We start from the raw sequence: 16,428 nt of genomic DNA, 5'->3' as shown, positions 1-16,428 counted from the left end.
GGTCAGAGGTGTGAGGGAGACGTTCCGCCGGGCGGTCCGCCGTCCGGCGGGACACCCAGCTCCCAGTCCAGCCCGTAGCGCTGGAACAGTTCCGCCCGCAGCCGGACGGCCGGCATCGGGGCCCCGGGCAGCAGGACCGCCACCACCGCGCCCATCAGCAGGGCGCGCAGCAGCGGATAGTCAGCGTCCACGTCGGCCGAGCCGTACCGGCCGAGGGTGTCCCGCAGCAGTTCGGCCAGCCGCCGCTGCTCCGGGCACTGCACGAAACCGTCGGCCGCGAGGATGCCCGCCACGTGCGTCCGCATGAGCAGCGGTTCGTCCCGGGCGAGCCCCAGGACCGCGTCGACGGCGCGCGCCAGACGCTCGCGCCCGTCCTCGCTGCGGGGCTCCCGTTCCAGCGCGGCGTGCAGGGTGAGGTGCATCAACCGGTGCACGGCCCACTGCAGCAACTGCCGTTTGCCCGGGAAGTAGTACGAGACCAGGCCCCGCGCCGTGCCGGCCCGGTCCGCGATGTCGCCGAGCGTCGTGGCCTCGTAGCCGCGCTCGGCGACGAGTTCCACCGTGGACTGCAGCAGCCGCTCCCGGGAACGTCTGCGCAATTCTTCATTGACCGATGCGCTGCGCGGGGACATGCTTACTCCTGCGTTGACTGGCTCACGGCCAATGTACTCAGCGCACGGGGTCGCCTGCTCTGGGTGACACGGGGGATCATCCAGGGCAGGCGCGCCGCATCCTCAGCGCTCCGGCCGCTCGCCGTCGCGCCCGCGCCATACGCATGCCGACGTCGCCAGGACCACCAGGGCCGCGCCCAGCAGCCAGCCCGCCACCACGTCCGAGAACCAGTGGACGCCGAGGTGGAGCCGGGTGAAACCGACGCCGAGCACCGACAGTGCCGCCAAGGCCCAGGCGGCCGGGGCCCACTGCGGAGCCGGGCGGGGGATCAGCCACAGCAGCATCCCGCACACCACCGTCGCCGTCAGGGCGTGCCCGGAGGGGTAGGCCGCGTAGTGCGCCGAGTCCACCGGGTCCGACCACACCGGACGCTCCCGCCCCACCGCCGCCTTCAGCCCCTGCTGCACCACCGTCGCCGCCACCACGGCCAGCGCCACCCGCAGCGCCCTCTCCCGGTCACCCCGCCACCACAGCAGGAAGCAGGCGACCGCCGCCAGCGCCCGCATGGCCCACGGGTCCCAGACCCAGTCGGTGAGCACCCGCATGGACCGCGTGACCCCCGAGTGGACGACGGCGTGGGCGTGCAGGTCTTGCGCGACCCGGCCGTCCCAGGCCAGCAGCGGCTGCCAGCCCGCCACCACCAGGGCGGTCAACACCGCCCCGAGCAGCGCGCAGCCGATCCCCACCCACCGAAAGTGATCGTTCCGCATACGGGGATCCTTGCACCGGCGGCCGCCCGTGCGGTAGCCGGACACCCCGACGGGGTGTCCGCTCACGTCAGCGCACTCAGCCCCGGTACGAAGGCCACCAGCAGGGGGATCGCCGGCGCAAGGGTGGCCAGCGCCGTCAGCCGCAGCCGGCGGCCGGGCGAGAGCCGGGGCGCCGCCGACAGCAGCCTGCGCACCCGCTGCGGGACGTGCGCCTGGGCCGCCGAGGAGGCGGCGAACACCCCGCGGTCCTCGTTGAGTCCGACGAGCGCCAGCGCGACCGTCAGCCGCCCGAACCGCCGCGAGGCCATGTCGTCGGCGGCCAGTTCCACCAGCCGGTGCATCTCCGCCTCGAAGGCCGCGAACACCGGTACCTGCGGGAAGCCCCGGGCCAGCGCCCGCGAACAGTGCAGCAGCCAGTCGTGGCGGGCCGCCGCGTGCCCCTGCTCGTGCGCCATGACCGCGTCCAGCTGGCTGCCCTTCAACCGGCCCAGCGCCGCCGTCGTGACCACCAGCTGCGGGGCCGCTCCCGGCAGCCACCAGGCGTCCGGGCGCGGGCCCTCCAGTACGACGAGCCGTGCGCCGGCGGGGTCCTCCCCGGGCAGCAGCGGAGCCCGCTCCAGCAGCTCGCTGCCCTGCGCGCGCCGCCGGGCCCGGGCCCGCAGGACCTCCCCGGTCAGCATCGCCGCGGTCCACAGGCCGCCGCCCGCGAGGACGAGGGCGGTCCCGGCGGCCCAGGGGCCGCCGGACGCGCCCAGGGCGTAGGCGTCGACCACCCCGTGCGGGGCGACGGCGAAGAGCCGGCCCCGGACCGCCTGCCAGGCCGCGGCGGCGCTCAGCAGCATGGACAGTCCGAAGCACAGCAGCACCGCCCCGACGACGCACTGCCACACCCACAGGGCCACGACCGGTTCGCGCTCGGTCCATTGGGCCCGGGCCAGCAGACGGGGAGCGAGCACCGCGGTCAGGGCGCCGAGCATCAGGAGAGCGGCGGGGACCATCATGGCCACCAGCCTATGAGCGAGGGGCTACCTGCGGGTATGGGACGGCGGCATTGGTGACGCAGGACACGTTCCCGGACGCCGTCACATCGACAGCAGCATCGCCAACATCCCCATTCCCATGGCGAGTCGGCAGGCCCTGATCAGCTCCGTGGGCGCGGCGTGGGCGGCGTGCGTGGCCTGCGTGACGGGCCCGGGGGGCCCGGGGGCCGAACCGCCCGCGGTGATCAGCCGCGTTCCGCCGAGCACCACGTAGCCGGCGTAGTAGAGCAGCAGCGCGCCCGTCAGCAGCGGCAGCCCCGCGCCGTGCCCGTGCCCGGATCCCGCCGCGGCGGCCATGTAGACCATCGTCAGCGACCCGACCAGGTGGTGCGCGTGGTGCGCCCCGCCCCGCAGCAGCCACAGGGCGTGCAGGGCCGCCGCGCAGAAGACCGCGCCGAGCACGGACGTCCGCCACTCGCCGCCGCCCCCCAGGGGCACCGCCATCAGCGCCATGCCGAACCCCATCACCGCTTCACCGGCGGCGGCTCCACCCCACCCGCGTACCCGCCGCAGGCAGTACGCACCGCTCACCGCGCACAGGAGCACCAGCAGCCAGGAGGAGACGGAGGCGGACAGGGGCGAGGCGGATCCGTGCACGGCGGAACCTCCCGGTTCGTCGGCGTCACGGGGAGAGATGCCCTTCTCGCGCGGGGCTCACGCGGCTCCGGGATAGGCTCTCCCCGCCGTCCCAGGCATGTCATATGCCACCGCACCGAACGGAGCGCCCATGTCGACCGCCCAGTCCGCAGCCCTCAGCTTCCGCAGCGCCGTCGAGGCGGACGTACCGGAACTGGTGGCGCTCGTGGAGTCCGCCTACCGCGGGGACGCCAGCCGGGCTGGGTGGACCACCGAGGCCGACTACCTGGACGGACAGCGCACCGACCCGGACGGGGTGCGCGCCGTCATCGCCGGCCCGGACGGGGTCCTTCTCGTCGTCGAGCGCGCGGGCGAGCTCGTGGCCTGCTGCCACATCGAACACCGCGGAGACCACGCCTACTTCGGCATGTTCGCCGTCCGCCCCGGCCTCCAGGGCGGCGGCCTCGGCAAGGAGATCCTGGCCGAGGCCGAGCGCCGCGCCCGCGACATGTGGGGCGCCGACGAGATGCGGATGACGGTGGTCAACGTACGGGAGGAGCTCATCGCCTACTACGTGCGCCGGGGCTACCGGCGCACCGGCGAGCTGAGCCCCTTCCCGTACGGCGACGAGCGCTTCGGCATCCCGCTGCGCGACGACCTCGCCTTCGAACTGCTGGTCAAGCCGCTCTAGGTCCTGGACGCACGCTCTGCCCGCCCCGGCCGATCAGGCGGTGAAACGGCCCGTGCTGCGGATCTCCGGGAAGCCCGTGGTCACGCCGTCCAGTCCGAGCGCCCGTGCCAGCCGCAGCCGGTCCAGGGTGTCGACCGCCAGGCCGGTCACCCGCAGGCCCGCCGCGTGGGCCGCTTCCACGAGTTCCAGGGCGATGCGGTGGATGTCCAGGGAGATCGTCGCCGCGCCCGCGGCCCGCGCCCGGTTCACGACGGCCTCCGTGTCGCCGCCGAGGGGCTCCGCGAACAGTGCGGTCCGCACGCCCGGCACCCGCCGGGCCGCCTCGGCGAGCAGCGCCCCGTCGGCGGAGGCGATCTCCACCCGGGAGACCAGGTCGCGGCGCAGGACCAGCTCCGCGAGCGCCGTGGCCGCGGCCTGCTCCCCGACGGACACCTGGAGCGGCGTCCGGACCGCGTCCAGCACCTCCTCGAAGACCGGCACGCGCTCGCCCTGACCGGCGTCCAGCCCCCGCAGTTCGGCCAGGGTCAGGTCGGCGACGGCCCCGGAGCCGTCGGTGGTCCGGTCCACCTCGGCGTCGTGCACGGCGACGAGGACGCCGTCCTTGCTCAGCCGGAGGTCCAGGGCGATGGCGTCCATGCCGGAACGTTCCGCTCGGAGATACGACCGCAGGGTGTTCTCCGGTTCGACACCCATGACCCCGCGGTGACCGATGGTGAGGAAAGTCAAGGTTCTCTCGCTTCCGTCGACGGCGGCTCCCCGCGCGGTCGCGGTGTCCCTACCGGCCGCGCGCGATGAGGTCGCATGCTAGTGCGCCGGTCGTGGATAGGGACCGTGCGTGCACGCACCCGCGGAAGCGCCACCGACCGCTTCCCGCCAGGGTTGTGCGCCCCCGGCGGGCCTTCCGCGGCCCCGCCGCGTCACCCGGGCGTGGGCGAGTCCCCACCGCCTTGACGCCCACCCGCCGCCTCCCGCGGGGAGAGTTCCGCGAGGTCGTCCAGCAGGGCCTCGCCCAGCTCCAGTTCGGCCAGGTGCTGCCGCTCGCTCCAGCGCAGCGCGAGGGCCGGGAAGGCCCACTCCGCCACGCCGGCCGCCTGCTCCATGGCCTCCCGTACGGCGGCCAGTTCGCCCCGGGTGCGCTCCATGTGCTCGCCGACCATCGCGCGCAGCCGCGCCGGTTCGGCCAGGTGGCCGAGCCAGATCCGCAGCAGCAGCCCGTGCTTGAGCACCGGGGGGCCCGCCACCGCGGTGTCGGCGGCCCACCCGGACAGCGCCCCGCGCCCGGCTGCGGTGATGGAGTAGCGGCGCTTGGCCCGTACCTCCTCGGGCCCCGAGCGGGCGGAGGACGCGTACCCCAGTTCCTCCAGACGGCGCAGCTCCGCGTAGATCTGGCTGATGGCCGGTGACCAGTAGAAGAAGCGCAGCGAGGAGTCCGCCCACTTCTTCAGCTCGTAGCCGGTGCGCTCGCCGGGGAAGGACAGCAGGCCGAGAACGGCCCAGGCGGTCGGCGGAAGGCCCGGGCCCTGCTTCTTCTCTTGCTTCTTCGACATGTGACTACTAGTCATATTCCGAATTGAAGTAAGACCGGGCACGGGACGCAACCCTGGAGGCACCGTGAAGTTCTCCGTCATCTTCGAAGCGCAGCTGGCCGATCCGACGGTGGAGCGCGAGCACCGGCTCATCCGCGACTGCGTCGAGCAGGCGGTGCTCGCCGAACGCATGGGATTCGACCGGATCTGGGCCGTGGAGCACCACTCCCTGAAGTGGTACGCGCACATGTCGGCCCCGGAGATCTTCCTGACCTGGGTCGCGGCCAGGACGCACACCATACGCATCGGGCACGGCGTGGTGTGCATGCCCTTCAACTTCAACCACCCCGTGCGGGTCGCCGAGCGGGCCGCGATGCTCGACCTGCTCTCCGGCGGGCGCCTCGACCTCGGCGCCGGGCGCGGCGGCACCGAACAGGAGACCTCGCTGTGCGGGGTGGACAAGGAGCGGACCGCGGCGGAGGTCGAGGAGGCCCTGCGGATCATCGGCCGGGCCTGGCAGGAGGAGGAGCTGGAGTACCACGGCGAACTGATCGACATCGATCCGCACCCCATCCTGCCGCGGCCGCGGCAGACCCCGCACCCGCCGCTGTTCCTGGCGTGCAGCCGCGGCGAGACCCTGGTCCAGGCCGCCGAACTGGGCATCGGGGCGCTGGTGATGGGCTTCGCCGGACCCGGTTCGATCGCGCGGATGCGGTCCGTCTACGACGCCGCGATCGCCGGGCGGGACGGGAGCCGTTTCGTGTCCACGGTCGTGAACGACCACTTCTCCGTGCTGTGTCCGACCATCGTGCTCGACGACGGCGAACAGGCGCGGCGGACCGGCATCCGGGGCCAGCGCTTCTTCGCGCAGTCCATCGGCCACTGGTACGGCGGCGCGGGCGTCCCGGACGAGGCCGTGGTCGCGGGCGCCGACGAGGCGGGGGAGATGCGCCGGGCCGCCGAGCAGGTGGTGGCGCGGCTGCACGAGCTGGACATCCCGGTCCGGCCGACTTCGACGGCCACCTTCAACGCCGACCACGCCTACGGGACCGCCGACGACGCCATCGCCTACGTGGAGCGGCTCCGGGAGGCCGGGGCCGACGAGATCATGTGCCTGATCCAGATGGGCACGGTGGAGCAGGACGTGTGCATGGAGACCCTGCGCCAGTGGGGCGAGAAGGTCATCCCGCACTTCCGGAGCCGGTGATGGCCGCAGCCACGGGCAGGGAAGGGGACCGGGGCGGGGACCAGGACCGGAACCGGGGCGGGGACCGGGGCCGGAGCCGGGGCGGGGACCGGGGCCGGAGCCGCCTCGACCCGGCCGCCGTGCCCCACGTCGACGCCCTCGCCGCCGCGTTCCCGGACCTCGGCCGCGGCGTCACCCGCGCCGACGAGGCCCGGCGGATCCTGGCGGCCGCCTCCCGTCCGCCCGCCGGCCGGCCGCGCGTCGGGGCCACCCGGGACCGCACCGTCCCCGGTCCGCCCGGCGCCCCGCCCGTACGCGTGCGGATCTACCTGCCCGACCCGGAGCGGTGGCCGGCGCCCCGCCCGACGGTGGTGTTCTGCCACGGAGGCGGGTGGGTCCTGTGCGACCTGGACACCCACGACACCACCGCCCGCCACCTGTCGCGGGCGGCCGGCGCGGCCGTGGTCTCGGTGGACTACCGGCGGGCCCCCGAGCACCGTTTCCCGGCGGCCGTGGAGGACGCGTACGCGGCGCTGTGCTGGGCCGGCGGCCACCTCGACGAGCTGGGCGGCGATCCGGCAGCCCTGGTCGTGGCCGGGGACAGCTCCGGCGGCAACCTGGCGGCCGCCTCGCTGCTGCTCGCCCGCGAGCGCGGGGGACCGGCCGTCGCGCTCCAGGCACTGGCCTATCCCGCACTGGACGCCTCCCGGGAGCGCGGCTCGTACCGGACCGCCGCCGAGGGCTGCTTCCTGACCGCCGGGCACATGCGCTGGTTCTGGGAGCAGTACCTCGGCCCCGGCGGCGACGGCCTTCACCCGCTGGCCTCCCCGCTGCGCGCGGACCTCACCGGGCTGCCGCCCGCCCACCTGGTGGTCGCCGGGTGCGACCCGCTGCGGGACGACGGCCATGCCTACCACCGCCGGCTGACGCGGAGCGGGATCCGGTCGGTTCTGGACAGCCACCCCGGCATGTTCCACGGCTTCCTGGGACTGGCCGGGGTACTGCCACAGGCATGTGAAGCCTTGGCGCGACTGGGCGGAGCTATCAGTTCCACCCTGACGAACGGGAAGACTTTCGGTGAAGGAGGGGGTGACGCAGGATAATTTCCCGAATTGCCTCTTGAGCGGGAGAGCCTCGCACGCATACGCTGTGCGGACGTGAGGTTCTCCTGTGGAGGAAGTGACATGACGGAAACTCTTGTGCCGGGCGTCGGCGGTGCCGTGATATCCGCTGGGGCGCGGGTGGTAGACCACCCTGCGTGGCCCGAGCTCAAGGCCGCCGTGGAGGAGATCCGGCCCTGGCAGGCGGCCGACGGTTCCATCGACTTCGAGGCCGAGGGCGAGCACGCCCGCGCCACCGTCCTGGCCGCGGTCGAGCGCGTGATCGGCGCCGTCGAGGCGCTGTCCCCGCTGCTCCCGCACGCCGCCGCGTACCACCGGGCGCTCATCGGCGACCTGCGCAAGTGGGCCGCGGACGACTTCCGCGTGCCGGACTTCCTCGATTCCCTGCTGGCCTTCCACCCGGCCGCCGAGCGCGCCGACGGCCTGCAGCACCTCGTCGTCTTCCCGATGTACACGCAGAACGGCAACCCGGACCGCAACCTCGAGGCCGTCGTGCTCAAGATGGTGTGGCCCGAGTGGCTCTCCGAGCTGGAGCGCACCCGCTACGACAACCCGCTCTTCCTCGGCATCACCTTCGAGGACTTCACCCCCGGCTACGACACGCACTCCGCCGTGCTGTTCCCGGAGACCATCGCCGTGCGCGAGGCCCCGGAGCGCTTCACCTGGGGCGGCATCTTCTGCGACCGCGAGGCCGCCCGCTACCGCAAGGTGACCGCGGCGGCCGTGGACATCCTGGGCATCGACCTGCCCGAGGACATCGCGCGCATGGTCGACGACCAGGAGCGCTGCGAGAAGGCCTTCGTCCTGTGGGACATGGTCCACGACCGCACCCACAGCCACGGCGACCTGCCGTTCGACCCCTTCATGATCAAGCAGCGCCAGCCGTTCTGGATGTACGGCCTGGAGGAGCTGCGCTGCGACCTCACCGCCTTCAAGGAGGCCGTGAAGCTGGAGTCCGAGGGCAACGAGCACGGCCGTGACGTGCAGTACGCCGTCCTCTTCGACCGGATGTTCCGCTTCCCCGTCTCGGGCGACCGCAACCGCAACTACGACGGTCTCGGCGGCCAGCTGCTCTTCGCCTACCTCCACAAGCACGACGTCGTGCGCTGGACGGACAACAAGCTGAAGATCGACTGGATGCGCGCCCCGCAGGTAACCAACCAGCTGTGCGCCGAGATCGAGGACCTCTACCGGGCCGGCATCGACCGCCCGAAGCTGGTCCACTGGTTGAAGGCCTACGAGCTCGTCTCGACCTACCTCGCCCCGCACCCGGGTTCCAAGTGGGCCAAGGGCGCCGATGCGCTCGACCTGACGCAGCCGCCGCGCAAGCTGGTCGACGACGTGCTTCCGGACGAGTTTCCGCTCAGCATGTTCTTTGAGGCGCTCGCCAAGAAGCTCAAGGCGACCATCGCCTCGACCAAGGGCATCACCGCTCTGAACGCAGAGCACGCCGAGCGGGTCGCCGCGTGAGCACTCGCCCACAGGAGGCTGCACAGATGAACGGCTCCGGGAACGGCAACGGAAAGCTGCACGGAGCAGTGGTGGCGGTGGCCGGGGCCGGCGGGCCCGCAGGCCGCGCCGCACTGCTCCGCCTCGCCGAGGCGGGCGCGACCGTCGTCGCGTCCGACGCCGATCCGGCGCGCCTCGCGGAAGCCGTGGACTCGGCCCGCTACGCCCACGGCGGCGCCACGATCACCGGTGACACCGTGGACCTGCTCGACCTGGACGCCACCAAGGCCTGGGCCGAGCACACCGAGAAGGAGTTCGGGCGGATCGACGGACTGGTCCACCTCGTGGGCGGCTGGCGCGGCAGCAAGACCTTCACCGACGTCGATCTCGCCGACTGGGCCTTTCTGGAGAAGCTCCTCATCCGCACCGTCCAGCACACCTCGCTGGCGTTCCACGACGGGCTGCTGCGCAGCGACCGCGGCCGCTACGTCCTGGTGAGCCAGTCCGGTGCGCACAAGCCGGTGGCCAACAATGCCGCCTACAACGCCGGCAAGGCGGCCGCCGAGGCCTGGACCCTCGCCATGGCGGACTCCTTCCGCAAGGCGGGGGGTGACGAGGGCCCCGGCGCGGCAGCTGCGATCCTGGTCATCAAGGCACTGGTGCACGACGCGATGCGCGCCGAGCGTCCCAATGCGAAGTTCGCGGGCTTCACCGACGTGAAGGAGCTGGCCGAGGCCATCGCCGGCGTGTGGGAACGGCCCGCCATCGATGTGAACGGACAGCGTCTGTGGCTCACTCCGCAACCGTGAAGACCGATGCCCGCCGGCACCACGATCCGGCAGTGCGCGGCTTCGCCAGCGACAACTACGCGGGCGTCCATCCGGAGGTCCTGGAGGCCCTCGCCCTCGCCAACGGAGGTCACCAGATCTCCTACGGCGAGGACGAGTACACCGAACACCTGCAGAAGATCATCCGCAGCCATTTCGGACCGTACGCGGAGGCCTTCCCGGTCTTCAACGGCACCGGCGCGAACGTCACCGCCCTCCAGGCGATGACCGACCGCTGGGGCGCCGTGATCTGCGCCAAGAGCGCCCACATCAACGTGGACGAGGGCGGCGCGCCGGAGCGGATGGCCGGGCTCAAGCTGCTCGCCGTGCCCACCCCGGACGGCAAGCTCACGCCCGAGCTGATCGACCAGGAGGCCTGGGGCTTCGAGGACGAGCACCGCGCCATGCCGCAGGTCGTCTCGATCACCCAGAACACCGAGCTCGGCACGGTCTACACGCCGGACGAGATCAAGGCCATCTGCGACCACGCCCACGGGCTCGGCATGAAGGTCCACCTCGACGGCGCCCGGATAGCCAACGCCGCGGCCTCGCTCAACGTGCCGATGCGCACCTTCACGAACACGGTCGGCGTCGACGTGCTGTCCTACGGCGGCACCAAGAACGGCATGATGTTCGGCGAGGCCATCGTCGTGCTCAACCCGGACGCTGTCCGGCAGATGAAGCACATCCGCAAGATGTCGATGCAGCTCGCGTCGAAGATGCGCTTCGTGTCGGTGCAGCTCGAAGCGCTGCTCGCCAAGGACCTGTGGCTGCGCAACGCCCGCCACGCCAACGAGATGGCGCAGCGGCTCGCCGCCGGGGTCCGCGAGACCGACGGCGTGGAGATCCTCTACCCGGTGCAGGCGAACGCGGTGTTCGCGCGGCTGCCGCACGAGGTGTCGCGGCGTCTGCAGAAGCGTTACCGCTTCTACTTCTGGGACGAGGCCGCGGGCGACGTCCGCTGGATGTGCGGCTTCGACACCCAGGTGGAGGACGTGGACGGCTTCCTCCAGGCCCTCAAGGAGGAACTCGCCCGCTAGTTCCGGACGGTCGAGCCCTCCACCTAACTGCATAGGTATGCCACTCGCTGTAAATCTATTGATTGCCGGTGGGTGGCATGCCTATGCTCCGGGCCATGCAGCTGATCCAGCAAGATCCCGACCCCTTCGCGTACTTGGCCTCGGACGAGGCCATAGACCACTGGCATCCCCTCGTGCTGGAAACAGCGGAAGCCCTCTGGTCCACCACCGGCGACGCATACTCATACGCAGAGGCCGCCTTCGAGTACGTTCGCGACACCATCCCGCACTCGGCCGACTCCGGGGACCCGCGGGTCACCTGGCGGGCCTCCGACGTGCTGGGCACGCGCAACGGCATCTGCCACGCCAAGTCCCACGCCCTGGTCGCCCTGCTGCGCGCCCAGGGGATCCCGGCCGCGCTGTGCTACCAGCGCCTCGCCGACGACGACGGCTCCAACCCCCTCGTCCACGGGCTGATCGCCCTGCGGCTGCCGGGCGGTGACCGCTGGAGCCGGCTCGACCCGCGCGGCAACAAGCCCGGGGTGGACGCGCGGTTCGATCTCGCCGACGAACGCCTGGCCTTCCCCGTCCGCCCGGAGCTGGGCGAGGTCGATCACCCCGAGCTGTACGCCGCCCCCCACCCGGCCGTGCTCACGGCCCTCCGGGAGTCCGCCGACCGCCAGGAGCTGTGGCGGAAGCTGCCGACCGCGCTCCAGGGGTCCGCTGCGGGACGGGCCTCGACATGCTGACGAACCGGACCCGATAACAGGGTGGCCGGCGGCCGTCAAGCCACGGGATGCAGGGGCGTGACGCGCGGCGCGGGGCGGGGCGTACTGGAGATGTCCGTTCCGCTCTCTCGCCGGAGGAGAACCACCATGACCCACACCGTTCGAACGCGACGCCTGGCCCTCTTCGCGGCCACGACCGCTTTGGCCGCCGGAGCCGTACTGGTGCCCACGACCTCGTTCGCCGCCGCCCCCGCCCCCGCCACCGCGCACGCGGTCGTGGCGGACCGGCACGAGGACCGGCCGGGCAAGGACCACCACGGCACGTGGAAGAAGGACGGCACGTGGGGCAAGAAGCGTCCCGGCAAGGGCGGCTCCGACGGTGGGGCGCACACCCCGAAGAACCCGCAGTGGCAGTGCATCACCGCCCCGTGCGGGCCTCCCGGGAGCCCGGGGAAGGGCTCGGACCACGGGCCGCACGTCCCGAAGGAACCGAAGTGGCAGTGCGTCAAAGCCCCCTGCGGCCCTCCCGACAGCACCGGGGGCGGCGGTCGGCCCCACCAGCACTGAACGGTGGCTCCGCTCCCCTCGGGGGCGGAGCCGCACCGTGCGCGGGAGGGGCTCAGCCCGCCTCGCGCACCTGGGCCGGGGTCGGCGCCGTACCGCCCAGGTGGGCCGGCAGCCACCAGGAGTCCTCGGTACCCCGCGGCTTCTCCGGGTAGGCGCGCTGGGCCGCGTCCAGCAGCTCCTGCACGCGCTCGCGCAGCCGGCGCGTGATCGCCCCGGCGTACTGGTCCGTGGGCGCCTCGATCGGCTCGCCCACGCGCATCGTCACGGGGATGTGGCTGCGCTTGAGGTTCTTCGGACGGCCCTTGGTCCACAGCCGCTGGGTGCCCCACAGCGCCACCGGGATCAGCGGGACGCCGGCCTCCTGCGCCATGCGGGCCGCACCCGACTTGAAGCTCTTCAGGGTGAAGGACTGGGAGATCGTCGCTTCGGGGAACACCCCGATGATCTCACCGGAGCGCAGCGACTCCAACGCGTGCTGGTACGCCGTCTCGCCCTGCTTGCGGTCCACCGGGATGTGCTTCATCGCGCGCATCAGCGGGCCGGACACTTTGTGCCGGAACACCGACTCCTTCGCCATGAACCGCACCAGGCGCTTCTGCGGGCGCGCCGTCAGGCCGGCGAAGATGAAGTCGAGGTAGCCGATGTGGTTCGACACCAGGACCGCACCGCCCTTGCGGGGGATGTTCTCGGTGCCCTTCATGTCGATGCGGATGTCGAGCGCCCGGAACAGCCCGTGCGCGGCACCGATCACCGGAGGGTAGATGAACTCAGCCATGGGGAGACCCGCTTTCTGCCTGGGGAGGTGCTCCCGGCCGGAAGTTACGGAAGCGTAGGTACGCGACTCTTGGGGATGGTGCCCCAAACGCGGGCCGCTGGCCAGTCCAGACGCCCGTGCCCGGGGAGATTCTCGTCACGCCGGGAATGCCCGGGGCCCGCCGGGTGTCCATCCACGTACGAGCGTACGACGATCATGTACGTACACGAAGGCGGCAGCGGTGACGGGAGTGCGGGTGCTCGGGCGGGAACACGGACGGGACGACCGGTCCGGCGGTCGGGCCGGCAGTCGGGCCGACGGCGTGCCGGCGCTGCTGGGCGCCGCGGAACTGGGCGCGGAGCCGGGCCGGCGGGCCACCCTGGTGCAGTTCTCCAGCGCCTTCTGCCAGCCCTGCCGGGCCACGCGGCGGATCCTCGCCGAGGTGTCGTCCATGGTCGAGGGAGTCGCGCACATCGAGATCGACGCCGAGGAGCGCCTCGACCTGGTGCGGGCCCTGGGGATCGAGAAGACCCCGACCGTGCTCGTACTGGACGCCGCGGGCAGGATCGTGCGGCGGGCGGCCGGCATGCCGCGCAAGGCCGACGTGATCGCCGCGCTCGGCGCCGCGGTATGAAGGGACGGCGGGCGGTGCGGCCGGCGGAGGGCCCGCAACCGGGAGCCCGGGCGCGCCGGTGCGCGCGCCCGCACACCGCGTGACGCGCCTGACATCTGCCCGATCCCGCTTGACTGGGTCCACGGGAGATCGCCAGGCTGGCCGCATGCGGTATGAACTCCTGCTCCACGGACGGCCTCATGTGGACCTCGTCCGCCACGCGAGCGCGCGCTGTCAGGATCACTGAACGACCCGCCCGTGATCCCCACTGTGCCCGCGCGTCTGCGGCAGAAGGCAGAACCCTGATGAGTGCTCCGACGGTCCCGACGGTCCCGACGGCCGCTTCCCCCCTTTCCCGCGCCGGCCGTCCCGGCTCGCCCGACCTCCTGCGCTCCGTATTCCGGCAGCACGCCGCCGGAGTCGCCGTCATCACCTCCCAGGACGGCGGACGGCCGGTGGGTTTCACCGCCACCTCGCTGAACTCCGTCTCCGCCGACCCGCCGCTGCTCTCCTTCACGATCGGCACCGGTGCCTCCAGCTGGCCGGCGGTGCGCGACAGCGAGTACCTCGGCGTCCACATACTCGGCGAGCACCAGCGGGAGCTGGCGGGCCTGTTCGCACGGAGCGGAGCGGACCGTTTCGGGCCCGCCACCGGCTGGGCCGCCGGCCCGCACGGGGTTCCGGTGCTGGACGGCGTGCTGGCGTGGCTGGTCTGCCGGGTGGTGGCGAGGGTGCCCGCCGGTGAGCACCGTGTGATCATCGCTCAGGCGGTCGTGGGGGACCCCGCCGGAGAAGGCCGTCCCCTGCTGTACCACCAGGGGCGCTTCAACGCGCTGCGCGACTGAATCGTCCCTGTTGGGGCGGGTCGGGCGGCGTTGGGCAGATCACAGTTCGCCGACCTTGCGACTTGGTGGGACCCACGGTGTACTGACGAGTAACATTCCCATCGGGGCGCGGGCCGCCCCGATCGGGATCCGCCCGACAAGGCGCCTATGCTGCCTGCATAAGGCGGTACACGAAAAGACGATGCGGTAGGAGAGCCGGCGTGAGCCTGAGGATCGTTGTCTGTGTGAAGTACGTGCCCGACGCCACTGGCGACCGGCAGTTCACCGAGGACTTGACCGTCAACCGTGACGACGTCGACGGCCTGCTGTCGGAGCTCGACGAGTACGCCGTCGAGCAGGCGCTGCAGATCGCCGACGAGGCCGACGATGCCGAGATCACCGTTCTGACGGTTGGTCCCGAGGACGCCAAGGACGCGCTGCGCAAGGCGCTGTCGATGGGCGCCGACAAGGCCATCCACGTCGAGGACGACGACCTCCACGGCACGGACGTCATGGGCACCTCGCTGGTGCTCGCCAAGGCCATCGAGAAGGCCGGTTACGACCTGGTCATCACGGGCATGGCGTCCACCGACGGCACCATGGGCGTCCTCCCGGCGATCCTGGCCGAGCGCCTGGGCGTCCCGCAGGTCACCCTGCTCTCCGAGGTCAAGGTCGAGGACGGCACCGTGACCGGCCGCCGCGACGGCGACACCGCGAGCGAGCAGCTGGAGGCCTCCCTCCCCGCGCTCGTCTCGGTGACGGACCAGTCGGGCGAGGCCCGCTACCCGTCCTTCAAGGGCATCATGGCCGCGAAGAAGAAGCCGGTCGAGTCCTGGGACCTGGAGGACCTGGAGATCGAGGCCGACGAGGTCGGTCTGGAAGGCTCCTGGACCGCGGTGGACTCCGCGGCGCAGCGCCCGGCGCGCACCGCCGGCACGATCGTCAAGGACGAGGGCGAGGGCGGCAAGCAGCTGGCCGAGTTCCTGGCCGGCCAGAAGTTCATCTAAGAGCTTCGGCCATTCCTCTCAACGCCCCCAGACACTTCGCAATAGCAGGAGAGCAGTCCCATGGCTGAAGTTCTCGTCTACGTCGACCACGTGGACGGCGCCGTCCGCAAGCCCACCCTCGAGCTGCTGACGCTGGCCCGCCGCATCGGCGAGCCCGTCGCCGTCGCCCTGGGCGCCGGTGCCGACGCCACCGCCGCGGTGCTCGCCGAGCACGGCGCGGTCAAGGTCCTCACCGCCGACGCCCCCGAGTTCGCCGAGTACCTCGTCGTACCGAAGGTGGACGCGCTGCAGGCCGCGTACGACTCCGTGTCCGCCGCAGGCTCCCTCGCCGCCGTGCTCGTCCCCTCCTCCGCCGAGGGCAAGGAGATCGCCGCGCGCCTGGCGGTCCGCATCGGCTCCGGCATCATCACCGACGCCGTCGACCTGGAGGCGGGTGACGAGGGTCCGGTCGCGACGCAGTCGGCCTTCGCCGCCTCGTTCACCACCAAGTCCCGCGTCTCCAAGGGCACCCCGGTCATCACCGTCAAGCCGAACTCGGCCCCGGTCGAGGCCGCTCCGGCCGCCGGCGCCGTCGAGGCGCTCGCCGTCACCTTCGGCGCCCTGGCCACCGGTACCAAGGTCACCGGCCGCACCCCGCGCGAGTCGACCGGCCGCCCCGAGCTGACCGAGGCCGCGATCGTGGTCTCCGGCGGCCGTGGTGTCAACGGTGCCGAGAACTTCGGCATCATCGAGGCCCTCGCGGACTCCCTCGGTGCGGCCGTCGGCGCCTCGCGTGCCGCCGTGGACGCCGGCTGGTACCCGCACACCAACCAGGTCGGCCAGACCGGCAAGTCGGTCTCCCCGCAGCTCTACATCGCCTCCGGCATCTCGGGCGCGATCCAGCACCGGGCCGGCATGCAGACCTCGAAGACCATCGTGGCCATCAACAAGGACGCCGAGGCCCCGATCTTCGACCTCGTCGACTACGGCGTGGTCGGCGACCTCTTCACGGTCGTCCCGCAGCTGACCGACGAGATCAAGGCGCGCAAGGGCTGACCGCCTGACCTGCGCTTCTTTTCGTAGCACCGCTTCTTCGGGGCCGTGTGGTGATTCTCACCGCGCGGCCCCGAGTCGTTTGT

The 16,428-nt window shown here is 72.2% G+C and carries 19 protein-coding genes; 12 read left to right on the top strand and 7 right to left on the bottom strand.

What is annotated here, in order from left to right; translation table 11 throughout:
* Positions 1-2: 2 nt before the first annotated feature.
* The 4 genes from AB0F82_RS05500 to AB0F82_RS05485 all read right to left on the bottom strand — a co-directional run bounded on the left by AB0F82_RS05500 (position 3) and on the right by AB0F82_RS05485 (position 3,019).
* A complete protein-coding gene (locus tag AB0F82_RS05500) occupies positions 3-632 on the bottom strand; it encodes a TetR/AcrR family transcriptional regulator (RefSeq protein WP_362624274.1) in 630 nt (209 codons plus the stop codon).
* 102 nt (positions 633-734) lie between these two features.
* Positions 735-1,382, bottom strand: coding sequence for a phosphatase PAP2 family protein (locus AB0F82_RS05495; protein ID WP_362624272.1), 648 nt, complete (start codon positions 1,380-1,382; stop codon positions 735-737).
* Between the two features lie 62 nt (positions 1,383-1,444).
* The gene (locus AB0F82_RS05490; protein ID WP_362624270.1) at positions 1,445-2,383 is read right to left on the bottom strand and encodes a M56 family metallopeptidase; all 939 of its coding nucleotides are present in this window, start codon (positions 2,381-2,383) and stop codon (positions 1,445-1,447) included.
* An 81-nt stretch (positions 2,384-2,464) separates the two neighbouring features.
* Positions 2,465-3,019, bottom strand: a complete 555-nt coding sequence (locus AB0F82_RS05485; protein WP_362624268.1) for a DUF5134 domain-containing protein — start codon at positions 3,017-3,019, stop codon at positions 2,465-2,467.
* Positions 3,020-3,149: 130 nt separating this feature from the next.
* Between AB0F82_RS05485 and AB0F82_RS05480 the strand changes: the two genes are divergently transcribed.
* On the top strand, positions 3,150-3,689 hold the full coding sequence (locus AB0F82_RS05480) for a GNAT family N-acetyltransferase (protein ID WP_362624266.1): 540 nt from the start codon (positions 3,150-3,152) through the stop codon (positions 3,687-3,689).
* 33 nt (positions 3,690-3,722) lie between these two features.
* Here the strand turns inward: AB0F82_RS05480 and AB0F82_RS05475 are convergent, their stop codons facing one another.
* Together AB0F82_RS05475 and AB0F82_RS05470 are read right to left on the bottom strand one after the other, a co-directional pair.
* Entirely contained in the window at positions 3,723-4,415 is a 693-nt protein-coding gene (locus AB0F82_RS05475; protein ID WP_356811342.1) for a glycerophosphodiester phosphodiesterase, read from the bottom strand.
* A 191-nt stretch (positions 4,416-4,606) separates the two neighbouring features.
* Complete coding sequence (locus AB0F82_RS05470; protein ID WP_362624264.1) at positions 4,607-5,236, bottom strand: PadR family transcriptional regulator; 630 nt, start codon at positions 5,234-5,236, stop codon at positions 4,607-4,609.
* 64 nt (positions 5,237-5,300) lie between these two features.
* Here AB0F82_RS05470 and AB0F82_RS05465 point away from each other — a divergent pair, with 64 nt between their 5' ends.
* From AB0F82_RS05465 to AB0F82_RS05435, 7 genes are all read left to right on the top strand, one after another.
* A complete protein-coding gene (locus tag AB0F82_RS05465; RefSeq protein ID WP_356811340.1) occupies positions 5,301-6,422 on the top strand; it encodes an LLM class flavin-dependent oxidoreductase in 1,122 nt (373 codons plus the stop codon).
* A complete protein-coding gene (locus AB0F82_RS05460; protein ID WP_362624262.1) occupies positions 6,422-7,504 on the top strand; it encodes an alpha/beta hydrolase in 1,083 nt (360 codons plus the stop codon). Before AB0F82_RS05465 ends, AB0F82_RS05460 begins: the two co-directional genes overlap by 1 nt.
* Positions 7,505-7,585: 81 nt before the next feature.
* Positions 7,586-8,992, top strand: coding sequence for a DUF6421 family protein (locus AB0F82_RS05455; protein WP_362624260.1), 1,407 nt, complete (start codon positions 7,586-7,588; stop codon positions 8,990-8,992).
* A gap of 26 nt (positions 8,993-9,018) precedes the next feature.
* The gene (locus tag AB0F82_RS05450) at positions 9,019-9,780 is read left to right on the top strand and encodes an SDR family NAD(P)-dependent oxidoreductase (RefSeq protein ID WP_356811337.1); all 762 of its coding nucleotides are present in this window, start codon (positions 9,019-9,021) and stop codon (positions 9,778-9,780) included.
* Entirely contained in the window at positions 9,777-10,838 is a 1,062-nt protein-coding gene (locus tag AB0F82_RS05445) for a threonine aldolase family protein (RefSeq protein WP_356811336.1), read from the top strand. Before AB0F82_RS05450 ends, AB0F82_RS05445 begins: the two co-directional genes overlap by 4 nt.
* Before the next feature lie 95 nt (positions 10,839-10,933).
* A complete protein-coding gene (locus tag AB0F82_RS05440; RefSeq protein WP_362624257.1) occupies positions 10,934-11,566 on the top strand; it encodes a transglutaminase-like domain-containing protein in 633 nt (210 codons plus the stop codon).
* Between the two features lie 126 nt (positions 11,567-11,692).
* Positions 11,693-12,112 (top strand): hypothetical protein, encoded by a 420-nt coding sequence (locus AB0F82_RS05435; protein ID WP_362624255.1) that lies wholly within the window; start codon positions 11,693-11,695, stop codon positions 12,110-12,112.
* Between the two features lie 52 nt (positions 12,113-12,164).
* On the opposite strand, the gene AB0F82_RS05430 is transcribed toward AB0F82_RS05435, so the two are convergent.
* The gene (locus AB0F82_RS05430; RefSeq protein ID WP_356811333.1) at positions 12,165-12,887 is read right to left on the bottom strand and encodes a lysophospholipid acyltransferase family protein; all 723 of its coding nucleotides are present in this window, start codon (positions 12,885-12,887) and stop codon (positions 12,165-12,167) included.
* A 220-nt stretch (positions 12,888-13,107) separates the two neighbouring features.
* Between AB0F82_RS05430 and AB0F82_RS05425 the strand changes: the two genes are divergently transcribed.
* The 4 genes from AB0F82_RS05425 (at position 13,108) to AB0F82_RS05410 (ending at position 16,345) form a co-directional block, all read left to right on the top strand.
* Positions 13,108-13,500 carry a TlpA family protein disulfide reductase gene (locus tag AB0F82_RS05425; RefSeq protein WP_436842039.1) on the top strand — a complete coding sequence of 131 codons (393 nt, stop codon included), beginning with the start codon at positions 13,108-13,110 and terminating at the stop codon, positions 13,498-13,500.
* Positions 13,501-13,784: 284 nt separating this feature from the next.
* Positions 13,785-14,324: a flavin reductase family protein gene (locus tag AB0F82_RS05420; protein ID WP_362624253.1), complete on the top strand. Its 540-nt coding sequence runs from the start codon at positions 13,785-13,787 to the stop codon at positions 14,322-14,324.
* 200 nt (positions 14,325-14,524) lie between these two features.
* A complete protein-coding gene (locus tag AB0F82_RS05415) occupies positions 14,525-15,310 on the top strand; it encodes an electron transfer flavoprotein subunit beta/FixA family protein (RefSeq protein ID WP_030030595.1) in 786 nt (261 codons plus the stop codon).
* Between the two features lie 60 nt (positions 15,311-15,370).
* Positions 15,371-16,345 (top strand): electron transfer flavoprotein subunit alpha/FixB family protein, encoded by a 975-nt coding sequence (locus AB0F82_RS05410; RefSeq protein WP_362624251.1) that lies wholly within the window; start codon positions 15,371-15,373, stop codon positions 16,343-16,345.
* Positions 16,346-16,428: the final 83 nt, after the last annotated feature.

This window comes from Streptomyces virginiae (genome assembly GCF_040638905.1).
Classification (GTDB): domain Bacteria; phylum Actinomycetota; class Actinomycetes; order Streptomycetales; family Streptomycetaceae; genus Streptomyces; species Streptomyces virginiae_B.
The sequence above is the reverse complement of the archived record's forward strand: the minus strand, read 5'-3'. Positions and strand labels throughout refer to the sequence as shown.